Raw genomic sequence first — 17506 nt, 5'->3', positions numbered from 1 at the left:
ACATACGCGCCTCCGGCCTTCCATACCGCCAGTACGCCGACCAGCATGTCTACCGAACGCTCACTCAAAATGCCGACAATCGACTCGCGTCCAATGCCTTCATTCCGCAATCTGCGGGCCAATTGGTTCGCACGCTCGTTCAGTTCACGGTACGTTAGCTGCTGCTGCTCGTACACCACTGCCACATGATCCGGTACAAGCTGCGCCTGTTCTTCTACAAAGGTATGGAATAACAATTCTGCTTCCTTCACATCACTCCACGCAGACACGCCAACGGAACCAAAACCATCGATGATCTTCACTTTTTCTTCAGCAGTCACCAGCTCAAGCTCATCGACCAGCGCATCCGGTCTATTGATTGCTTCCTCTATAATGTGCAGCAAATGCTCACGGATTTGCTCTATAGCCTCGCGTTCAAACGCCAGCGCGTTATATTCCAAATGAACACTGATTTCATCGCCCGGCACAACTGTAATGTTGAAATCATAGTTTGTTTGCTCTGACATGGAGGCGTTGCCAATGGTAAAGCCGTTCGTGGCATGGCTGCCCATTTGCTCCATACGCTGTTCCACCGGATAGTTCTCAAACACCATAATATGGTTCACCAAATCCTGCTTCTGCTCAGTCAGGGCCTGAATTTCATACAACGGATAGGTTTCATAGGCACGGGAAGCAAGCGCCTGCTCCTGTGTCTGCTTCATCAACTGGGCGAACGTAACATCTTTGCTGCTATGAATCCGAACAGGAACAGTATTAATAAACAAACCAATCATTTTATCGATGCCTGGAATATCCGCTGATCTACCCGATACGACACTGCCAAATACAACGTCCCGGCTATGGTTATACCGTTGCAGCACCACGCCCCACGCCGCTTGCAGCAGCGTATTTACCGTCACCTGCTGCTGTTTGACCAGCCTATTCATCTGTTCCGTCATTTCACGGCTCAGTGTAAACGAAAGCTTGTCCGCCTCATATCCCTTGGCATGACTGTCCAGCGGCTTCGCTTGCGGCAGCACCGTCTGTTGTTCAAAGCCAGCAAAATAGTCACTCCAGAACCGTTCAGCCTCTGCGTTGTCCTGCCGTTCCAGCCATTCAATATATTTGCTGTATGGTGTTACCGGGGCAAGCTCCGGTTTGCGGCCTTCGAGCAGGGCAAAATACGTATTAAATGCTTCCCCGACAACCAGGAACAAGCACCAGCCGTCCATCAAAATATGGTGGAAGCTCCACACAAAACGATATGTTTCCTCGCTCGTACGTAATACAGATACTCTCATCAGCTCGCCTGTGCTAAAATCAAACCCCTCTGCTTTGTCGCGCTCGGCAAAATCGGCAATGTACGCGTCCAGCTCCGCTGGCTCCATGGAACGCACATCTTCAAACCGGAATCCGGCAGCCTTATGACGGTACACCACCTGTAAGGGCTGCTCATTCCATCCGCTATAAAAGTTCGTTCTGAAAATTTGGTGGCGGTCCACCAACAGATTCAGACTTTCGGCAAAAGCATCCACCTGGAAGCTGCCTTGCAGATCAAAGGTCGCCTGCTCAAAATACGCTCCCGATTGCGGCTCCATCAAGCCGTGGAACAGGATGCCTTTTTGCATGGGTGTTAACGAATAAATGTTTTCCAGCTCTCCTGCAGCAGCGGTTTGCTCTACAATGTGCTCCAGTTCTCCAGCCGTCAGTTCCTGGAAGGACAGATCGCTTGGTGTCAGCTCCGGCAGCTCCTTTTCCACACAATGGGCCAATACCTGACGTAAGCTTTCCTGCAGCAGATCAGCCAGTCTTTTGATTGATTTTTTCATGAACGTCTTGCTGCTGTAGCTAATCGTCAGTTCCAGCGCACCGTCCGTGATCATGCCGTTGATATCCAGGGCGTATCGCTTGGTCAACGTATCACTAATGGAAGCCCCGATGGAATAAGGAGACATGCGGAATGCATTATTTTTCAAATCCTGATCGAATTGTCCGAGATAGTTAAAGCTGATTTCCGGCTCGGCTATAAAAGGGGCTTTCCCTTCCCCACCAGCAAGATATCTCAAGATCCCGTATCCAATCCCTTTATGCGGCAAACGGCGCAGCCCTTCCTTGACGTTCTTGACACGCCGTCCCACATTCCGGTCCTCGCCCATATCCAGCACAACTGGGAATTGGCTGGTAAACCAACCGACGGTACGTGTAATATCCACATCCGGCAAAATGGCTTCCCGCCCGTGACCCTCCAGATTCACAAGCACGTGGCTGATGCCAGCCCACTCGTGAACGGCAGTTCCCAGAGCCGTCAGCAGCAGATCGTTCGCTTCCGTATTGTAGGCACGGTGTGCCTGCTTCAAAAATTGCTCTGTTTCCAGGGCCGTCCACGCTACCGTAAGTGTACGGTCATCGCGCAGCTGAGGCTTGATCTCGGATTTGCGAGTGTAATCCTTGGGCAAGGCTGCTTGAGCAGTCCCAGCTTGCTCCAGTCGTTGCCAGTACGCACGCTCCTTCTCCAATGCTGTGCTGTTCGCATAAGCTGACAGCTGATCAGCCCACAGACGGAAGGAATCCGTCTTATGAGGTAAACGGACAGACTCGCCCCGTAAAGCCTGCTCATAGCCAGTTGCCAAATCCTCCAGCAAAATGCGCCAAGATACACCATCGACCACAAAATGGTGGATTGCTATCAGCAAATGATCCCCATCAGCGCAGCGGAACAGGCCCGCCTTCACCAAAGGGCCTTTATCCAGGCAGATGCTGCCTTGAATTTCGCTGGCTTTTGCTTCCAGCGCATGAGCAAAATCAGGCTCATTCGTAAAATCGACCACTTCGAGGCTGAAAAGATCACCTTCTTGCACACCACGGTTCCAGGCTTCATACCCGCCGTCTGCATTTTGATGGAATACGATACGCAAAGCGTCATGATGCTCGACAATGCGTTGCAGTGCCTGACGAAGCGCCGTTTCGTCCATACGATCCTCACGATACAGCATCAACGCCTGATTATAGTGCTCTGGCTTGGATGGCTGCTGCTCTATAAACCAATGCTGAATCGGCGTTAACGCTACCGCTCCAGTGACTTCCCCTTGATCCGAGACACGGTTCACCTTCTGCACTCGGCCATTTAGCTCGGCAATCGTCGGATATTGGAACAGCTCCCTCATTTCCAGCTTATAGCCGTTTTGCAGCAATCTTGAAGACACCTGAATGGCCTTGATCGAGTCGCCACCCAGATGGAAGAAGTTATCTAGTACACCGATGTGATCGATACCCAGTACGGATTGCCATACCGATACCAGCGTCCGCTCCACATCGTTTCGGGCTGCTACATAGTCCTCGCCGGAATCCACACTTCCCTCCGGCTGCGGCAACGCCCGGCGATCCACCTTGCCGTTAGGCGTCAGCGGCAATTGCTCCAGCTGCACAAAATACGACGGCACCATGTAGCCCGGCAGCTCCTGACTCAACGCGCTGCGCAGCTCATTTGCCGCTACATCCGTATGGGTCACCACATAGGCGCAGAGCTGCTTTTGCCCCTGCTCGTCCTCACGTGCAATCACGACGGCTTCTCGCACCGCCTCCAGCTTCAATAGCTGTGCTTCCACCTCGCCCAGCTCGATCCGGTAGCCCCGGATTTTCACCTGGGCGTCAATCCGCCCCTTGTATTCCAGCGTCCCGTCTGCATTCCAGCGCACCAGATCGCCTGTGCGATAGCAGCGTTCTCCGCTGCGGAACGGACTGTCGATGAACTTTTCGGTCGTCAGGTCCGGGCGGTTGCGGTATCCACGTGCCACCCCGTCGCCGCCGACGATCAGCTCTCCCCATGCCCCGACAGGTTGAAGCTGCATCGAACGGTCCACGACATACGCCGTCGAGTTATGGATCGGGCTGCCAATCGGCACGGATTCGGATTGCACGCCAGTAATCGCATGCGTGGTGGAAAAGGTCGTATTTTCCGTCGGGCCGTAGCCGTTGATAATCCGCAGGGACGAATAAGCCTCCAGCACCCGGTTAATGTGCGGGACGGACAGCACATCCCCGCCGACCAGCAGCTCCCGTATCCCCTCGAAAAGCTCCAGGTCCTGCTGGGACAGCTGGTTAAAGAGCGGTGCGGTCAGCCACATCGTGGTAATGCCATGGCTGCGAACAGCTTCCTTGAGTTTGAGTGCGTCCAAAATGACATCCTGGCTCACCAGCACCAGCTGTCCACCGTTCAATAGCGCACCCCAGATTTCGAAGGTGGACGCGTCAAAGACAACGGCACCGGTCTGCAAAATGCGCGTGTCGGCATCCAATTGCGCATAGTTTGTATTTTTCACCAAACGTACGACATTGCGGTGCTCCACCATAACCCCTTTGGGTTGCCCAGTCGTTCCCGAAGTGTACATCAAATAGGCGAGTCGATCCCCGAATGTACCTGTTTGTGGAATCTCATTTTTCGGATTTGTATAATGGGTATAATCCGCATGATAAGCCTCGTTTTGCTCCGATTGTACGGTATTTAAGCCTTGATCATCCTCTGCTCCATAGACAGTAGCATCGCTCAGATCCAGCACAATTCCGCTGTAGTCATCGGGTTGCTGCTCCGCGCGCTGCACCAGCAGCAACTTCGCGCCTGAATCCTGCAGCAGGTAGCGTACACGTTCTGCCGGATAATCCGGATCAATCGGCACATATGCGCCGCCCGCCTTGAGGATCGCCAGCATGCCGACGATCATATCTGTAGAACGCTCAGCGACGATACCCACCGTCCGTTCAACAGTAACACCGTAACCGCGCAGCGTATGAGCCAGTCGGTTGGCCTGTTCATTCAGCTGTCCATAGGTTAAACGACTGTTTCCATACACAACCGCCGTCTGATCCGGTGTACGCTCTGCCTGTTGCTCGAACAGCTCATGAATCCCTGCATCGTGTGGATATTCTACCGCTGTAGCATTGAACACATCTACAATTTGCGCTCGCTCTTCTTCACTAATCAGCGACAACTCCTGAATCCGCTTCTGTGGCCCTTTCACCATATGCTCCGCCACACTCAAGAATTGTCGGATGATTCGGGCAATTTCCTGCTCACTGAACAGCTCTGTACGATAATCCAGGTACAGGACAAGTCTGTCGTCATCCAGCATTTCCACCATGTGAATATCGAAGTCGTTCACCGTATCTCCGCAGAAATCGTTGTTCACCTGCTGAATGGCTTCATCAAAACGGGAGAAGCTCAGCGTACGGTACTGAATGGAAACGCCAAACAGGCGCTGAATATCCAGACTGTTTTGCTGTTCACGCAAATCCTGAATAATTTTGTTGTACGGATAACGTTGATGCCGCAAAATGGACGACTGTTCCTTGCCCACACCTTGCAGGAAGGTCAACAGCTCGGATTCCGGCTCAACCAGCAGACGCGTAGCCACGGTGCTGACGAACATGCCAATCGTATCCTTTTCCTTTTTCGACGTACGGTTAGCGTACAGTGTACCTACTGTTAAATCCTGTTCCCCCGTCACTTTATGCAAATATATATACAGGGCGGCCAGGAAGAACGTAAAAATACTGATTTTATGCTCCTCACAAAAAGCCGCAACACCACGATACAATTCATGCTCCAGTATATAGCTTTCCCGGCGTGCAGCCGTGCTCAGTGTTAGCGGATTGTATGATTTTAAACCGGTGGTCTCCGGCAAATCGGCAAACTTCTCCGTCCAGTACGTCTTGTCCTTTTCATAACGGTCAGATTGCTCATAGCTTTGCTCCACCTGAATAAAATCCAGATATGGATTCGCTTTAGTCGCCCTATCTTGACCACTGCCATGCACAATATCCATGTAATGCGCGGTAATTTCATTAATGGCCTGATTCATGGATACACCATCTGAAATAATATGGTGCATTTTGAAATTAAACCAGGTTTCCTCTGCCCCCAGCTGTAAAATAACAAACCGGTAAAGCTGCGAATCCAGCAATGAGAACGGCTGTGGATTGTTGCGGTTTACCCATTGATCAGCTTCCTCCGGGGTAACCTGGAGCGTTTCTATGTTTTGAGCGGCAAATGGCTCTACATATTGATATGGAATGCCATCCTGAGCAGTGATTTTGATACGAAAAGAATCATTTTGCGCAATCACCTCGTTCATCGCCTGCTGCAATGCATCTATACGAACCGTTCCCTTGATTTTAACCGTTGCAATAATCGTGGACGTGTTGCGATTGGGGTACAAAAGCTCCGTATACCAAATACGCTGCTGTGGCTGGCTTAATGAAATCAATTGAACATCATGCTGAGTCATACGTCTCTCTCCTCGCAAAATAGTTATTGTTAAAAAGGAACTTCGCATATTTATGCGGTTTGTTCCTCAGGATGCTTTCGAAACTGGAGCTCATACAGCTCCGTATAATGGCCGCTCTGGGCAAGGAGCTGGTCATGGGTGCCCTGCTCTTTCAGCTCACCCTCGGCAAGGACACAGATGGTATCCGCCCGCTCAATCGTAGACAAGCGATGGGCAATAACTAATGTCGTGCGATCCTTCATCAGCTCATTTAAGCCCTGCTGGACTTCGTGTTCCGATTCTGCGTCCAGCGCCGAAGTCGCTTCATCCAGCAGCAGAATCGGTGCATTTTTGAGCAATGCGCGGGCAATCGCGATCCGCTGCCTTTGACCGCCCGACAAGTTGGCTCCGCGTTCACCGACTATGGTGTCGTAACCCTCCGGTAGATCGGCTATAAAGCCGCTGGCATAGGCCGTTTTGGCCGCAGCCTCTACCTCCTCATCCGTGGCATCCGGTGAGCCAAAGCGGATATTATCCGCTACTGTGCCGTGGAATAGCGTAGCCTCCTGCGGGACATAGGCCATCAAATCCCTGACCTCGTCCAACCGAAGCTCACCTGCCGAACGACCACGGACCCGCAGTATACCCTCATCCGGTGGATAAAAGCCCAGCAACAGCTTCATAACTGTGCTTTTGCCACCACCACTCGGGCCGACAAGCGCGGTTACCTGCCCTTCCGGCACGATCAGGCTCAGCCTTCGCAGTGTTGGACGGTCCGGCTGATAGCCGAAGGTGATGTCGTGCAGCTCCAGCGCGGCTGGAACTTGTTCAAAGGCGTGGCCTGGGCTTACGGTTTCGCCATCACTGTAAGATCCCTTCGTATCACTGGCTGAAAAAACTGCCGCCTCCGGGTCGATAAACCCAGCCCGCACCCCCTTCTGTTGTGCTACTGGGAAGTGCTCCTGCTCCTGCGACTCATCCAGAATTTCGCGGATTCGCACCAAGCCCGCCAAGGAGTTTTGCAGCAGTGATACAGCCGCCCCCAGCTCCAAAAACACCGTGGAAATGCCGCTTTGCAGCTGTACAATCTGTCCCAGTACTCCCAGCTCCATTTGCTTCTGCGAAACCAAAATCAATCCGGCGACAAGCACACCGCCCAGCGTAATGAATTCAATTAGAAAATTGCACATATCCTGCAAGCCCATATGACGTCCCTGCCGGATACTGATGCGGTTGATGTCCTCGCTTGTATCGTTACAAAGTCCACCTACCTTTGTCCGCAAGCCGAACAGCTTCACCGTCTGCAAACCGGAAAGCAAATCGCTCAACCGTTCCGTGAACCTGCTCATCCGTCCCTGTAACTCATCACTCGTCTGTCGCATCTTTTTTGCGAAATGAGAATTGACCCAGGCTGAGGCCAGCCCCAGTAAAACCGCCATAACCCCAAATCGCCAATCCAGTGCCATCATGATGATCAGCGAGCCAAAAAAGAGCGAAATTTGCAGTATAATCGAGCGAATATGAACGGTGTAAGCCTGCTCCAACGTCTGTACATCGTTGGTCATGCGGGATACAAGATCACCCGAATGGCGTTTTTCGGCCTTTTCATACGATAGCTTGACGATATGCCCGAATAGTCTCACTCGTACATTGGCAATCGCCAGCTTCACACATCGCTTGTACATGTAGCTGCACAGCGGGGAAATAATACTTAATGCCAAAAATGTACCGCTGACCAAATAAATCGCCCGGTAAAGCTCCTGCACATCGCCATTAACCGCAAAATTCAGCAAATAATGCACCACAAAGGAAAGTAAAATCGTGATGCTCGCATTGGTCAGGCTATTGCCAATCAGCCCGGTAAAATACCGTTTCCGGTGCGGCTTCATCAGGGACATCAGCTGCCTAAACTCATAAAACCCCTGCTTGAAGGTCACGCTTCTCGCTCCTTTCCTCCGGCATCGAATGGCCGTTTTCCGCCGTATGCTGTTCTTCTTCGAAATTTTGCAAATACAGCTTTCGGTACTCACCGTCGCGGCCCAGTAATTCCTCATGGGTGCCCGATTCCACAATGCTCCCCTGATCAAGTACAATAATCCGGTTTGCCTGACGCACGGTTGACAGCCGATGAGCAATGACCAGCACCGTCCGGTTGTGCATGGCCGCATTCATCGCGATCTGCACCTGAGCCTCCGACTGGCTGTCGAGCGCTGAAGTCGGCTCATCCAGCAGAAGCAGCGGAGCATTTTTCAGCAATGCTCTTGCTATGGAAATACGCTGCTTTTGTCCGCCGGACAGTCCGCCTCCCCGCTCGCTCAAAAGGGTTTCATAGCCTTCGGGAAGCTGAACAATAAAATCATGCGCATGTGCCGCTTTCGCCGCCTCGACAATTTCTTCCCAGGTCGCCTCCAGACGTCCATATCCGATATTTTCTGCGATGGTGGCCGGAAAAAGCGACGGCTCCTGAGACACCATCGAAATATGGCGGCGCAGGCTTGTTAAATTCCAATCTGTCAAACTATTTCCAAATAGCTGAACGGCTCCAGCCTGCTCTCCCGGTTCATTAAATCCACAAAGCAGCTTAAAAATTGTACTTTTGCCGCCACCACTGGCACCGACAATCGCTACCGTTTCCCCTTGTCGCACCTGGAAACTGATATCCTTGAGCACCGTGTTCCCCTCGTTGTAGCCAAAGGTCAAATGCTCAAAGCTGACCACGACCACAGCAGCGTCATCGTCGCTTTCTCCTCCGTCTGCCTCGCTTTCACTGATTTGACTAGCTTGGCAGGCTTCCCTATCTGCATCGTCTTCCAAACGAAGGACCTTATCTCCACGATCCTGACCGGCTGAGGTGATTTCGCCGCCTTGACGTTCATCTGGCCAATCCAGTACCTCAAACAAATGCTTGGCCGCTCCCCCCGCTTCCTTCATCTGCGAAATGATCGTTGGCAGCATGGCAACGGGCTGCAATATGAACGAAATCAGATATAAAAACAGGACAATGCCTCCAGCATTCAGCTCTCCATGTTGAATCAGGTATCCTCCGTACACAATGACCAGAATAATCGGTGTTGCCAGCATCATCACACCTACCGGAGTAATGGATGCATAGCGTTTTTCCAGCCCCAGGCCGCGCTTGACGACCTCCTCCGAAATCACCATATACTTCTTCAACAGCACAGCCTGCATATTGAATGCCTTGACGATAGGAATTCCACCAATCGCATCCTGCCCGACCGCATTCAAATGAGCCATTTTCTCCTGAAGCTGCTCTGAATATTTTTCAATCGGCCTGCTCATCAATGATGTTATGAGCATCCCTACAGGCATGAGCGCGAGGCTTGCCAAAACCAGCTTCCAGCTTGTCATCAAGAGCAGTGTTAATGATGCTGTAAACACAAGCGGCAAATAAAACAGATTGGCAAACTGCTGGATAAAAAAGTTCTGTAACATCGCCGTATTGTTCGTGAGGCGGGAGACCAAATCTCCGGTGAACTTCCTCTCTACGCTGGAAACCGGTAAATCGCAAAACTTATGTACGAGGTCGCCTCTCAGGTCGCGCAGCGCACTAACGCTAAATCGAGCCGAAGCGTACCTCATCACAAACTTACAGGGCATTCCAATGAGTGTCATACCAACAACCAGATAAATCATGTTCCGGGTGGAGGAGAAGGTCCCCTGTGCCATTTGCTCGATGGCCTTACCCAAAATAATGTCTATGGCTGCCAGGGATAAGGAGGCGATTACCGTTATGAAAACCCATAAATTGTACGGTCTTACATAACGGGCGAGCCTCCGAAAAGCAGAATTGGATCGAAACAAGGACATCCCTCTTTTTCGTTGCTCACACTTTCGCAGTGTGAACTTTTTTTAGATTATAGAATTTATAAGTTTTCAGCGGAGCTGAAACGTTTCTATAATCGCAAGAAAAGCTACGATCACATGCGGTCTGGCTTCTTGGAAAACACGTCGACAGACGTTTTTCTTAAGTTGCAATGGACATGGTGAGATAGACTCTGGCTCTGGATGTATGAGTATTTACATGGAATGAAATCGTTCTTGAATTATGCTGGGAGTTGCATCCTGGTGGTGGGTTAATAGATGTGAATCATGTTGTGTACGTGGTGTATCGTGATGTGTGGGTTATTTAACTCTGTCTGAATCGTGGTTGTAAGGTATTGGTGCTGTATGATGCATGAGCTGCGGCAGCGTGGTTCAGGGCTGAGGATGCGGACAAAATATTCACGACTGCGCCTATCACTTCTTGCTCTTGTTCATGAATGAAAAAGTGATTGCCTTCGAACATTCGCACATCTATGGGCAATGAGGTGTGCTGCTGCCAGGCATGAAGTGAATCAGTGGTCACCTCATAATCCTTCATGCCGCCTAAAATGGTCATCGGACAGGCCAATGGATTCCCCGGTTGATAAACATATGTTTCGCACACCTTAAAATCCGCACGCAGACGGGGCATAATAATTTGCATTAACTCTGCATTTTGCAAGACTTCTTCGGGTGTTCCCTGCATCAAACGAAGCTCTTCGGTGAAAGGCTGATCTGCTAAATCATGGAGTTGTTTTTTGGAATACGGAAGATGTGGTGCGGATTTACCCGATGCGATGATATGGACAGGCAGTCTTCCGGTTTGGCTAGACAACTGCCGTGCTGTTTCAAATGCAATCAGTGCTCCCATGCTGTGTCCAAAAAAAGCAAACGGCTTATGTATGTACGGAGCCATAGCAGGAAGCAGCGAGTGCACGATGTCCTGAATAGTGTCCATTGGGGCTTCGGTTGAACGGCTTTCACGCCCCGGAAGCTGTACAGGTAAAACAGTAATGTCGGGCGCAAGTCTAGACTTCCAGGAACTAAATATGGAAGCGCCACCACCGGCATAAGGGAAGCAAAATAGTTGGAGCTTCTCAGCCGGATGGACTGCAGTTTTCGCAAACCAAGATTGTGACCGGGTCGTCATGTGATTTTCCTCCATCCTCTATGCAGTTCAGGATTTTACAGTAAATCCTTATATCGCTTTTTTTCTTCCAACACTTTCTAGCTGTTTTTAAATATACAAACTTTAAAACCGCTTGACATGGGACAAAAGATCTAAATTGATAGCGTTCATAAAAATAAAACAAAATCCAGATTGTGCTATTTGTTTCAAGTCTTTAAAAACAACAATTTCACTTTTGACATGAATCCCCTGCCCGTTCTAATCTGTTATTTTGATTTAAAACGAGCTTTCAGATTTTCATGAATTTTGTAAAATCAAAATTATTATGATTTTCAATAGAAGATGAAAGCCTTGTACTACAACGATTTTACCTTAACATGCCATTAACATAAATGTAACAAATTTATCCTGATATCATCCGACAAAATCCGTCTTTTTTCGCAGTCTCCTTCATCCCCCTATTTTATGGTATTAAATTTAATCCAGCCTGCATCAATCGAAATTAATAACTCTTTAATTTTCTAATAAACACTGGCATTTTGTAGTTCTATAGAACTAATTATCATGCAAATTTTTTTTGACTCTCCGCCTAAAAATTTCAGTTCAGATTGAATTTTTACTCCTCAGGCTATGAATTTTCTTTTCAAACTTTAATAGAAACGTTTTTATCCACCTGCAAAAGTGCCGATTTATAGCAAATTTATATTTTGGTTATGTCCCTTCTGCAATGGGCAAACAACCGGAAACACCAAAAAGCAAGTCTCCATATGGTAAGAGACTTGCTTTTTTCAAGCTTATTATGACTTGGTCTTTGATGTAGCTGTGAAGACTTAAGAGGAAGCCGCTGCAGCGAGCGTACCGGAAGCGTCTGCTGTATGGTGAATACTGCGCACAAAGCGAATCGTTTTCGTCTCCGAATGCATCACGACCGAATGCGTTTCCGCTCTGTGACCAGGGAGAGAACGAACCCCCTGTAACCACTCGCCAGGGGTCACACCAGTAGCCACAAACATCACACCTTGGCGTCCAACCATATCAGCCATGGACAGCAATGCTCCTGGGTCCGTAATGCCCATACGTTTGCAACGCTCAAGCTCTTCTTCACCATGAGGCAGCAAACGCCCCTGGATTTCTCCGCCCATGCACTTCAATGCTGCCGCGGCCAACACACCCTCGGGAGCACCGCCGGAGCCGATATGCAAATCTACACCGCTATCCAGGCAAGTTTCAATCGCCCCCATCACATCTCCATGACCAAGCAGCTTGATTCGAACGCCGCTTTCCCGCAGAAGCTTGATGATTCCAGCATGACGTGTACGATCCAAAATGGATACTGTAAGATCGGGCAAGGATTTGCCAAGAATCCGTGCGGCTTTTGACAATGTAGTCGGGATCGGGTCATCCAGTGACAGCTTTCCAGCCAACGCCGGGCCAACAGCCATTTTTTGCATGTACATATCTGGAGCATGGAGCAAACTTCCACGAGGTGCAGCAGCAATGACCGAAAGAGCGTTGTTCAAACCGTTCGCCACCGTTTCGGTTCCCTCCAGCGGGTCAACAGCGATATCTATAGCCGGTCCTCTGCGATTGCCTACTCTTTCCCCGATATACAGCATGGGAGCCTCATCCATTTCTCCTTCGCCAATGACGACCGTACCGTCCATGGATACCGCATTAAAATGGGTGCGGATGGCTACCGTAGCCGCCTCGTCTGCGCTATTTTTATCCCCACGTCCTGTCCATCGCGCTGATTGCAGCGCTGCCGCCTCTGTTACCCGAACGAATTCCAATGCCAATTGACTCTCCATACCTATCCCTCCACCTCTCCTATATAATGATTACCCTACGCCAAATCATTTTTTTAGAGCAGCTGTGCTGCTGTTTTATCTTTTTATCTATATATAATCTCCTATATCCTACGGCCGATCCTTATCTTTAGAGCAGTTTTACTGCCTTTTATATATTACACTCCAGTATCCTGTGGTTCATGTTTTCTCTATATAACAAAGTTACTGTGCTACTACAACATTCTGATAATCAGACCTGCTGTCTCTTCAATTGCTTTATCCGTGACATCAATGACCGGACAACTCAGTTCCTTGAACAAAGACTGCGCATACGCAATCTCTTCCTCCACCCGCGCCGATGTGGCATACTGCACATTGTTAGGAAGCCCCATAACCTTAAGCCGCTCACTGCGTATTTTTAACAGCAGCTCAGGCTGGATCGTCAACCCGAACACCCGACCGTGCTGTACATCCTTCAGCTGTGCAGGCGGTGTCAGCTCCGGTACAATCGGAATGTTGACTGTCTTATAGCCTTTATGTGCCAGAAACATCGATAACGGGGTTTTGGAAATACGGGACACCCCAAGCAATACAATATCCGCTTTGAGAATGGCGCTCACATCTTTACCATCATCGTATTGCACCGCAAAATCCAAGGCTTCCACACGGCGAAAATAGTTGTCATCCATTCGATGCAGCAGACCGGGCTTCTCTTTGGGATCATTATGGAACGTGTCGGCAAATGCCTGCATCATCGGCCCCATAATATCTACCGCCCGCACATTCAGCCGGACAGCCTCCTCTTTCATCGCCTCTCTCAATTCCGGCTGAACCAGCGTATAAGCCACAAAACCTCTCCGCTCGGCGACCTCCTCCATCACCCGGCTCAGCTCATCTTCATCCCTTACATTCATGAATCTTTTGATCTCTGTGTCCGGTAGCTCAAATTGGCGCATGGTCGCCTGTACGACAGCTTCTGCCGTCTCACCAATCGAGTCTGAACAGATCGCTATAAAATGACTGCTCGCCTGAACCATTCGATTCCTCCCATTAATCTTCTGCTACCATATCGAGCAACATTTTAATAATATTCGTCTTCGTAATGCGTCCCACGACTTTCCAGTGTTCGCCTGGTTTGTTAGAGTCGGAAGGGATGACGACAGGCAGGCTGTCGATTTGGCGGGCAATAATTTTGCGCGCCGCCTCCAGCACGGTGTCCTCCGGGGAAACGGTGACAACATTCGCCTGACGGGTCATTACGAGACTGACAGGAATAGTCGCCGCATTCGGATTGCCTAACGTAACCTTGAGCAAATCCTTGCGGGAAGCTACACCCGCCAGATCCCCATCTTCATCGGTAACGATCAGATTGCTCACATTTTCCAAAAAAAGTGCCACCACAGCTTCCTGAATCGTTGTTGTTTCACGTACGATGACCGGAACCCCGTGAAGATCGCCAACCTTCATTTGCATAAGCCGGAATTTTTCCTCCCGGTTCGGCGTGCCCCGCTTTCCGACAAAATAGCCAACCTTGGGCTTCGCATCTATGTAATTTAGAATGCCCAGCTTGGATAGGTCGGTCCGAATGGTCGCCTTGCTGAGGTTGAGCATTTCTGCAATTTGATCACCGGTAATCGGGGCATGCTTTTGTACAATAGTTAAAATTTCCACTTGTCTTGCCGTAAGGTCGATGATGAACGCCCCTCCTTTTTTCTTGTCATCTGATATTGAATATAATACGTCATATATATTTATAAATCAACCTATAAAAGCATATAAAACATCACATATATAAAATTAAGGCGGTTATTCATGCTTTTTTATCGTTTAAAACACTTATTCCACCCTAAAAAGCGGATACTTTCCACTATACTCTTCCGAGCAAGGTGGTAATATCCGCTTCCCTTATTCGTATCTTAAAGCATCTATTGGACGCAGCTTGGACGCCTTCCGCGCCGGGTAGACTCCGAACAACACACCGACGCCCATACAGCACAGAAAAGAGTACAGCACTGGCTCCATCGAATACACAATCGGCATTTGGACGAATTTCTCGAGCAGCTTTGCGCCCCCAAGACCCGTCATCACGCCAACCAATCCACCCATCAGACTGAGAAAAACGGCCTCAGCCAGAAACTGCAGCATAATATCACTGCGCTGTGCACCAATCGCCTTGCGAATCCCGATCTCTCTCGTCCGTTCTGTAACAGACACCAGCATAATATTCATAATGCCAACACCGCCGACGCCGAGTGCAATCGCGGCCACACCAATCAGCAGCATATTCATAACCTTATCTACACCTGAAACCGTTTCAAGAATCTCCGTTTGGGTCGTAATCTGAAAATCATCCCCCTCCGAGGGCTTCAGTTCATGCCGTGCACGTAATGTCTGCTTGATTTCATCACGCGCCTGATCAATCTTCTCCTCCGTTGTCGCAGAAGCGTTGACCTGCTGGATGCTCATATTCCCCAGCCGTTCCATCCCCGTCGTGATCGGTATATACACCTGTTGCGAGCTATTATTCATACTGGAATTAGAATTCGTTAGAACCCCGACCACCTTGAAAGGAAGCTGTTTGATCATGATCGTCTCACCGACCGCCTTGGATGTATCCGGCCCAAAAATATTTCGGGCCGCGTCGCTTCCCAGCACCACAACGTTCAACCGTTTATCCACTTCATAATGGGTAAACGACCTGCCCTGAGCAAGCGACAGCTTTTTCACATGGACAAAAGCCTGGGAAGTTGCTTCAATCTGTCCGCTGACCTTATTGCGGCTCCACGTAATGTCCGCACTGGTCATGGCACTTGGAGCAACGTCGGCCACTGATTTTTGCTGCTCCAGTGCTTCAACATCCTCAAGCGAGATTCCTTTGGTCTGGCTAAAGGACATGGAGCTCGAACCATCATACGGAGCATAAGGGTAAATCATAAGCAAATTATTGCCCATACTGTTAATCTGCGACGTAATCGTAGCGGTAGAGCCTTTTCCAATCGCTACAATCGTGATTACGGCAGCTACTCCGATAATAATGCCCAGCATGGTTAGCAAGGATCGCAGCATATTGGTTCGCAAACTGTTAAGTGATACCCGGATAATTTCCCGAAATTTCATGCTTTCACTTCCTCTGCCGCCATTCTTCGTTTCTCGACAGGCTGATCCTCTTCAATCCGTCCGTCACGAAAATGAATTAGACGCTTGGCGTATTCCGCAACCTCCTGATCATGAGTAACCAGTACGACCGTTTTCCCCTGATCGTTCAGACGCTGAAAAATCCCCATAATTTCAACGCTTGTTTTGGAGTCCAATGCGCCTGTTGGTTCATCCGCCAAAAGAATAACCGGATTGTTCACAAGCGCGCGCGCAATGGATACCCTCTGCTGCTGACCGCCTGACAATTCGTTCGGCCTGTTGTTCATCCGCTCGCCTAATCCCACGCTAGTGAGGGCCTCCATCGCCCGCAAGCGCCGCTCCTTGGCAGGAACACCCGCATAAATCATAGGCAGCTCCACATTCTCCAAAGCCGTTGCGCGCGGGAGCAAATGAAATTTTTGAAATACAAATCCGATTTTTTGATTACGTATAATAGCCAGCTCATCCTCACGGGCATCCAATATCGAATAACCGTCCAAATAAAATTGTCCCGATGTAGGCAAATCCAGACAGCCGATAACATTCATCATCGTTGATTTTCCTGATCCAGAAGGTCCCATAATGGCAACAAAATCACCATCAGCAATGTCAAGCTGCACATCACGCAGGGCATGAATTTCCTGATCCCCGACCTGATACACCTTTTTCAGATTTTCAATTTGAATGACGTATCTCATACTTGTTTAAAATCCTCCCTGCATGCCGCCCATGTTGGAAGGGTCCGGCGGTGCTTCAGGAGCCGGGATAACAATCGTGTCACCCTCTTTTACACCTGATTTCAGTTCAACCTGGTCCGGCGTATAAAATCCGAGCTCTACAGGCTTGAACGTCCGCGCTCCCGGATTCGCAGGATTCGCAGCTAGATAGACCCCATCCTGGCCCCCTTCGGATCTTAGCGCAGTCGCAGGTACGAACAGTACATTTTTATGTACTCCCAAAATAACAGCCACATTCATAATCATGCCCGTTTTAAGCTTCCCTTTCGGGTCATGAACGGACAGCTCCATCAGATACGTCGTCATCCCTTCATCTGTAGATGCTTCCGGTGAGACGAATTGCACCTTCCCCGGAAACGTTTCACCCGGATATGCATTGGTGGATAACACCGCCGAAAGGCCTTTTTTCGCCTTGACAATGTCGGACTGGCTGACTTTCACTACAACCTTCAGATTGTTGGAATCCGAGTTGTTCATCACAATAAACGGAGCCGTCGGACTGGTCCCTACATCCCCGTTCACCTTTAGGATCACTCCATCCCACGGTGCTGTGACCTGAAGCTTGTTAAGCTCATTTTTTTTCTGCTCCAGCTCAGTCGCCAGTCTTCGAACCTCTATCCGTGAGGCTTGAATATTGGATGCATCAGCCGGAACCTG

10 protein-coding genes are annotated in these 17506 nt (G+C 49.7%); all 10 read right to left on the bottom strand.

Annotated features, from left to right (window positions below):
- Positions 1-6260, bottom strand: a 6260-nt coding sequence (locus WG8_RS11515) for a non-ribosomal peptide synthetase (RefSeq protein WP_007430352.1), incomplete at its 3' end; no start/stop codon positions are given.
- Positions 6261-6310: 50 nt separating this feature from the next.
- Positions 6311-8176 (bottom strand): ABC transporter ATP-binding protein, encoded by a 1866-nt coding sequence (locus WG8_RS11510; RefSeq protein WP_007430351.1) that lies wholly within the window; start codon positions 8174-8176, stop codon positions 6311-6313.
- Complete coding sequence (locus WG8_RS11505; RefSeq protein WP_007430350.1) at positions 8151-10061, bottom strand: ABC transporter ATP-binding protein; 1911 nt, start codon at positions 10059-10061, stop codon at positions 8151-8153. The genes WG8_RS11510 and WG8_RS11505 overlap by 26 nt, the downstream gene beginning before the upstream one ends.
- Before the next feature lie 325 nt (positions 10062-10386).
- Complete coding sequence (locus tag WG8_RS11500) at positions 10387-11211, bottom strand: thioesterase II family protein (protein WP_007430349.1); 825 nt, start codon at positions 11209-11211, stop codon at positions 10387-10389.
- An 809-nt stretch (positions 11212-12020) separates the two neighbouring features.
- Positions 12021-12998 (bottom strand): class II fructose-bisphosphatase, encoded by a 978-nt coding sequence (gene glpX, locus WG8_RS11495; RefSeq protein ID WP_007430348.1) that lies wholly within the window; start codon positions 12996-12998, stop codon positions 12021-12023.
- A gap of 212 nt (positions 12999-13210) precedes the next feature.
- Positions 13211-14014, bottom strand: coding sequence for a pyruvate, water dikinase regulatory protein (locus WG8_RS11490; protein ID WP_007430347.1), 804 nt, complete (start codon positions 14012-14014; stop codon positions 13211-13213).
- 13 nt (positions 14015-14027) lie between these two features.
- Complete coding sequence (locus WG8_RS11485) at positions 14028-14648, bottom strand: helix-turn-helix transcriptional regulator (protein WP_007430346.1); 621 nt, start codon at positions 14646-14648, stop codon at positions 14028-14030.
- A 234-nt stretch (positions 14649-14882) separates the two neighbouring features.
- Entirely contained in the window at positions 14883-16094 is a 1212-nt protein-coding gene (locus WG8_RS11480) for an ABC transporter permease (RefSeq protein WP_007430345.1), read from the bottom strand.
- Positions 16091-16810 carry an ABC transporter ATP-binding protein gene (locus WG8_RS11475; RefSeq protein ID WP_007430344.1) on the bottom strand — a complete coding sequence of 240 codons (720 nt, stop codon included), beginning with the start codon at positions 16808-16810 and terminating at the stop codon, positions 16091-16093. Before WG8_RS11475 ends, WG8_RS11480 begins: the two co-directional genes overlap by 4 nt.
- Positions 16811-16816: 6 nt before the next feature.
- Positions 16817-17506 (bottom strand): efflux RND transporter periplasmic adaptor subunit (locus tag WG8_RS28365; RefSeq protein WP_007430343.1); only part of this gene is annotated, 690 nt, incomplete at its 5' end.

Source organism: Paenibacillus sp. Aloe-11, assembly GCF_000245715.1.
Classification (GTDB): Bacteria; Bacillota; Bacilli; order Paenibacillales; family Paenibacillaceae; genus Paenibacillus; species Paenibacillus kribbensis.
Note: the sequence above shows the minus strand (reverse complement) of the source record. Positions and strands in the feature narration are given on the sequence as shown.

What these genes read in the sequence shown, in the direction of transcription:
- WG8_RS11475 (WP_007430344.1), bottom strand. Translation starts at nt 16,810, where the DNA reads ATGAGATACGTCATTCAAATTGAAAATCTGAAAAAGGTGTATCAGGTC.
- WG8_RS11500 (WP_007430349.1), bottom strand. Translation starts at nt 11,211, where the DNA reads ATGACGACCCGGTCACAATCTTGGTTTGCGAAAACTGCAGTCCATCCG.
- WG8_RS11490 (WP_007430347.1), bottom strand. Translation starts at nt 14,014, where the DNA reads ATGGTTCAGGCGAGCAGTCATTTTATAGCGATCTGTTCAGACTCGATT.
- WG8_RS11480 (WP_007430345.1), bottom strand. Translation starts at nt 16,094, where the DNA reads ATGAAATTTCGGGAAATTATCCGGGTATCACTTAACAGTTTGCGAACC.
- glpX (WP_007430348.1), bottom strand. Translation starts at nt 12,998, where the DNA reads ATGGAGAGTCAATTGGCATTGGAATTCGTTCGGGTAACAGAGGCGGCA.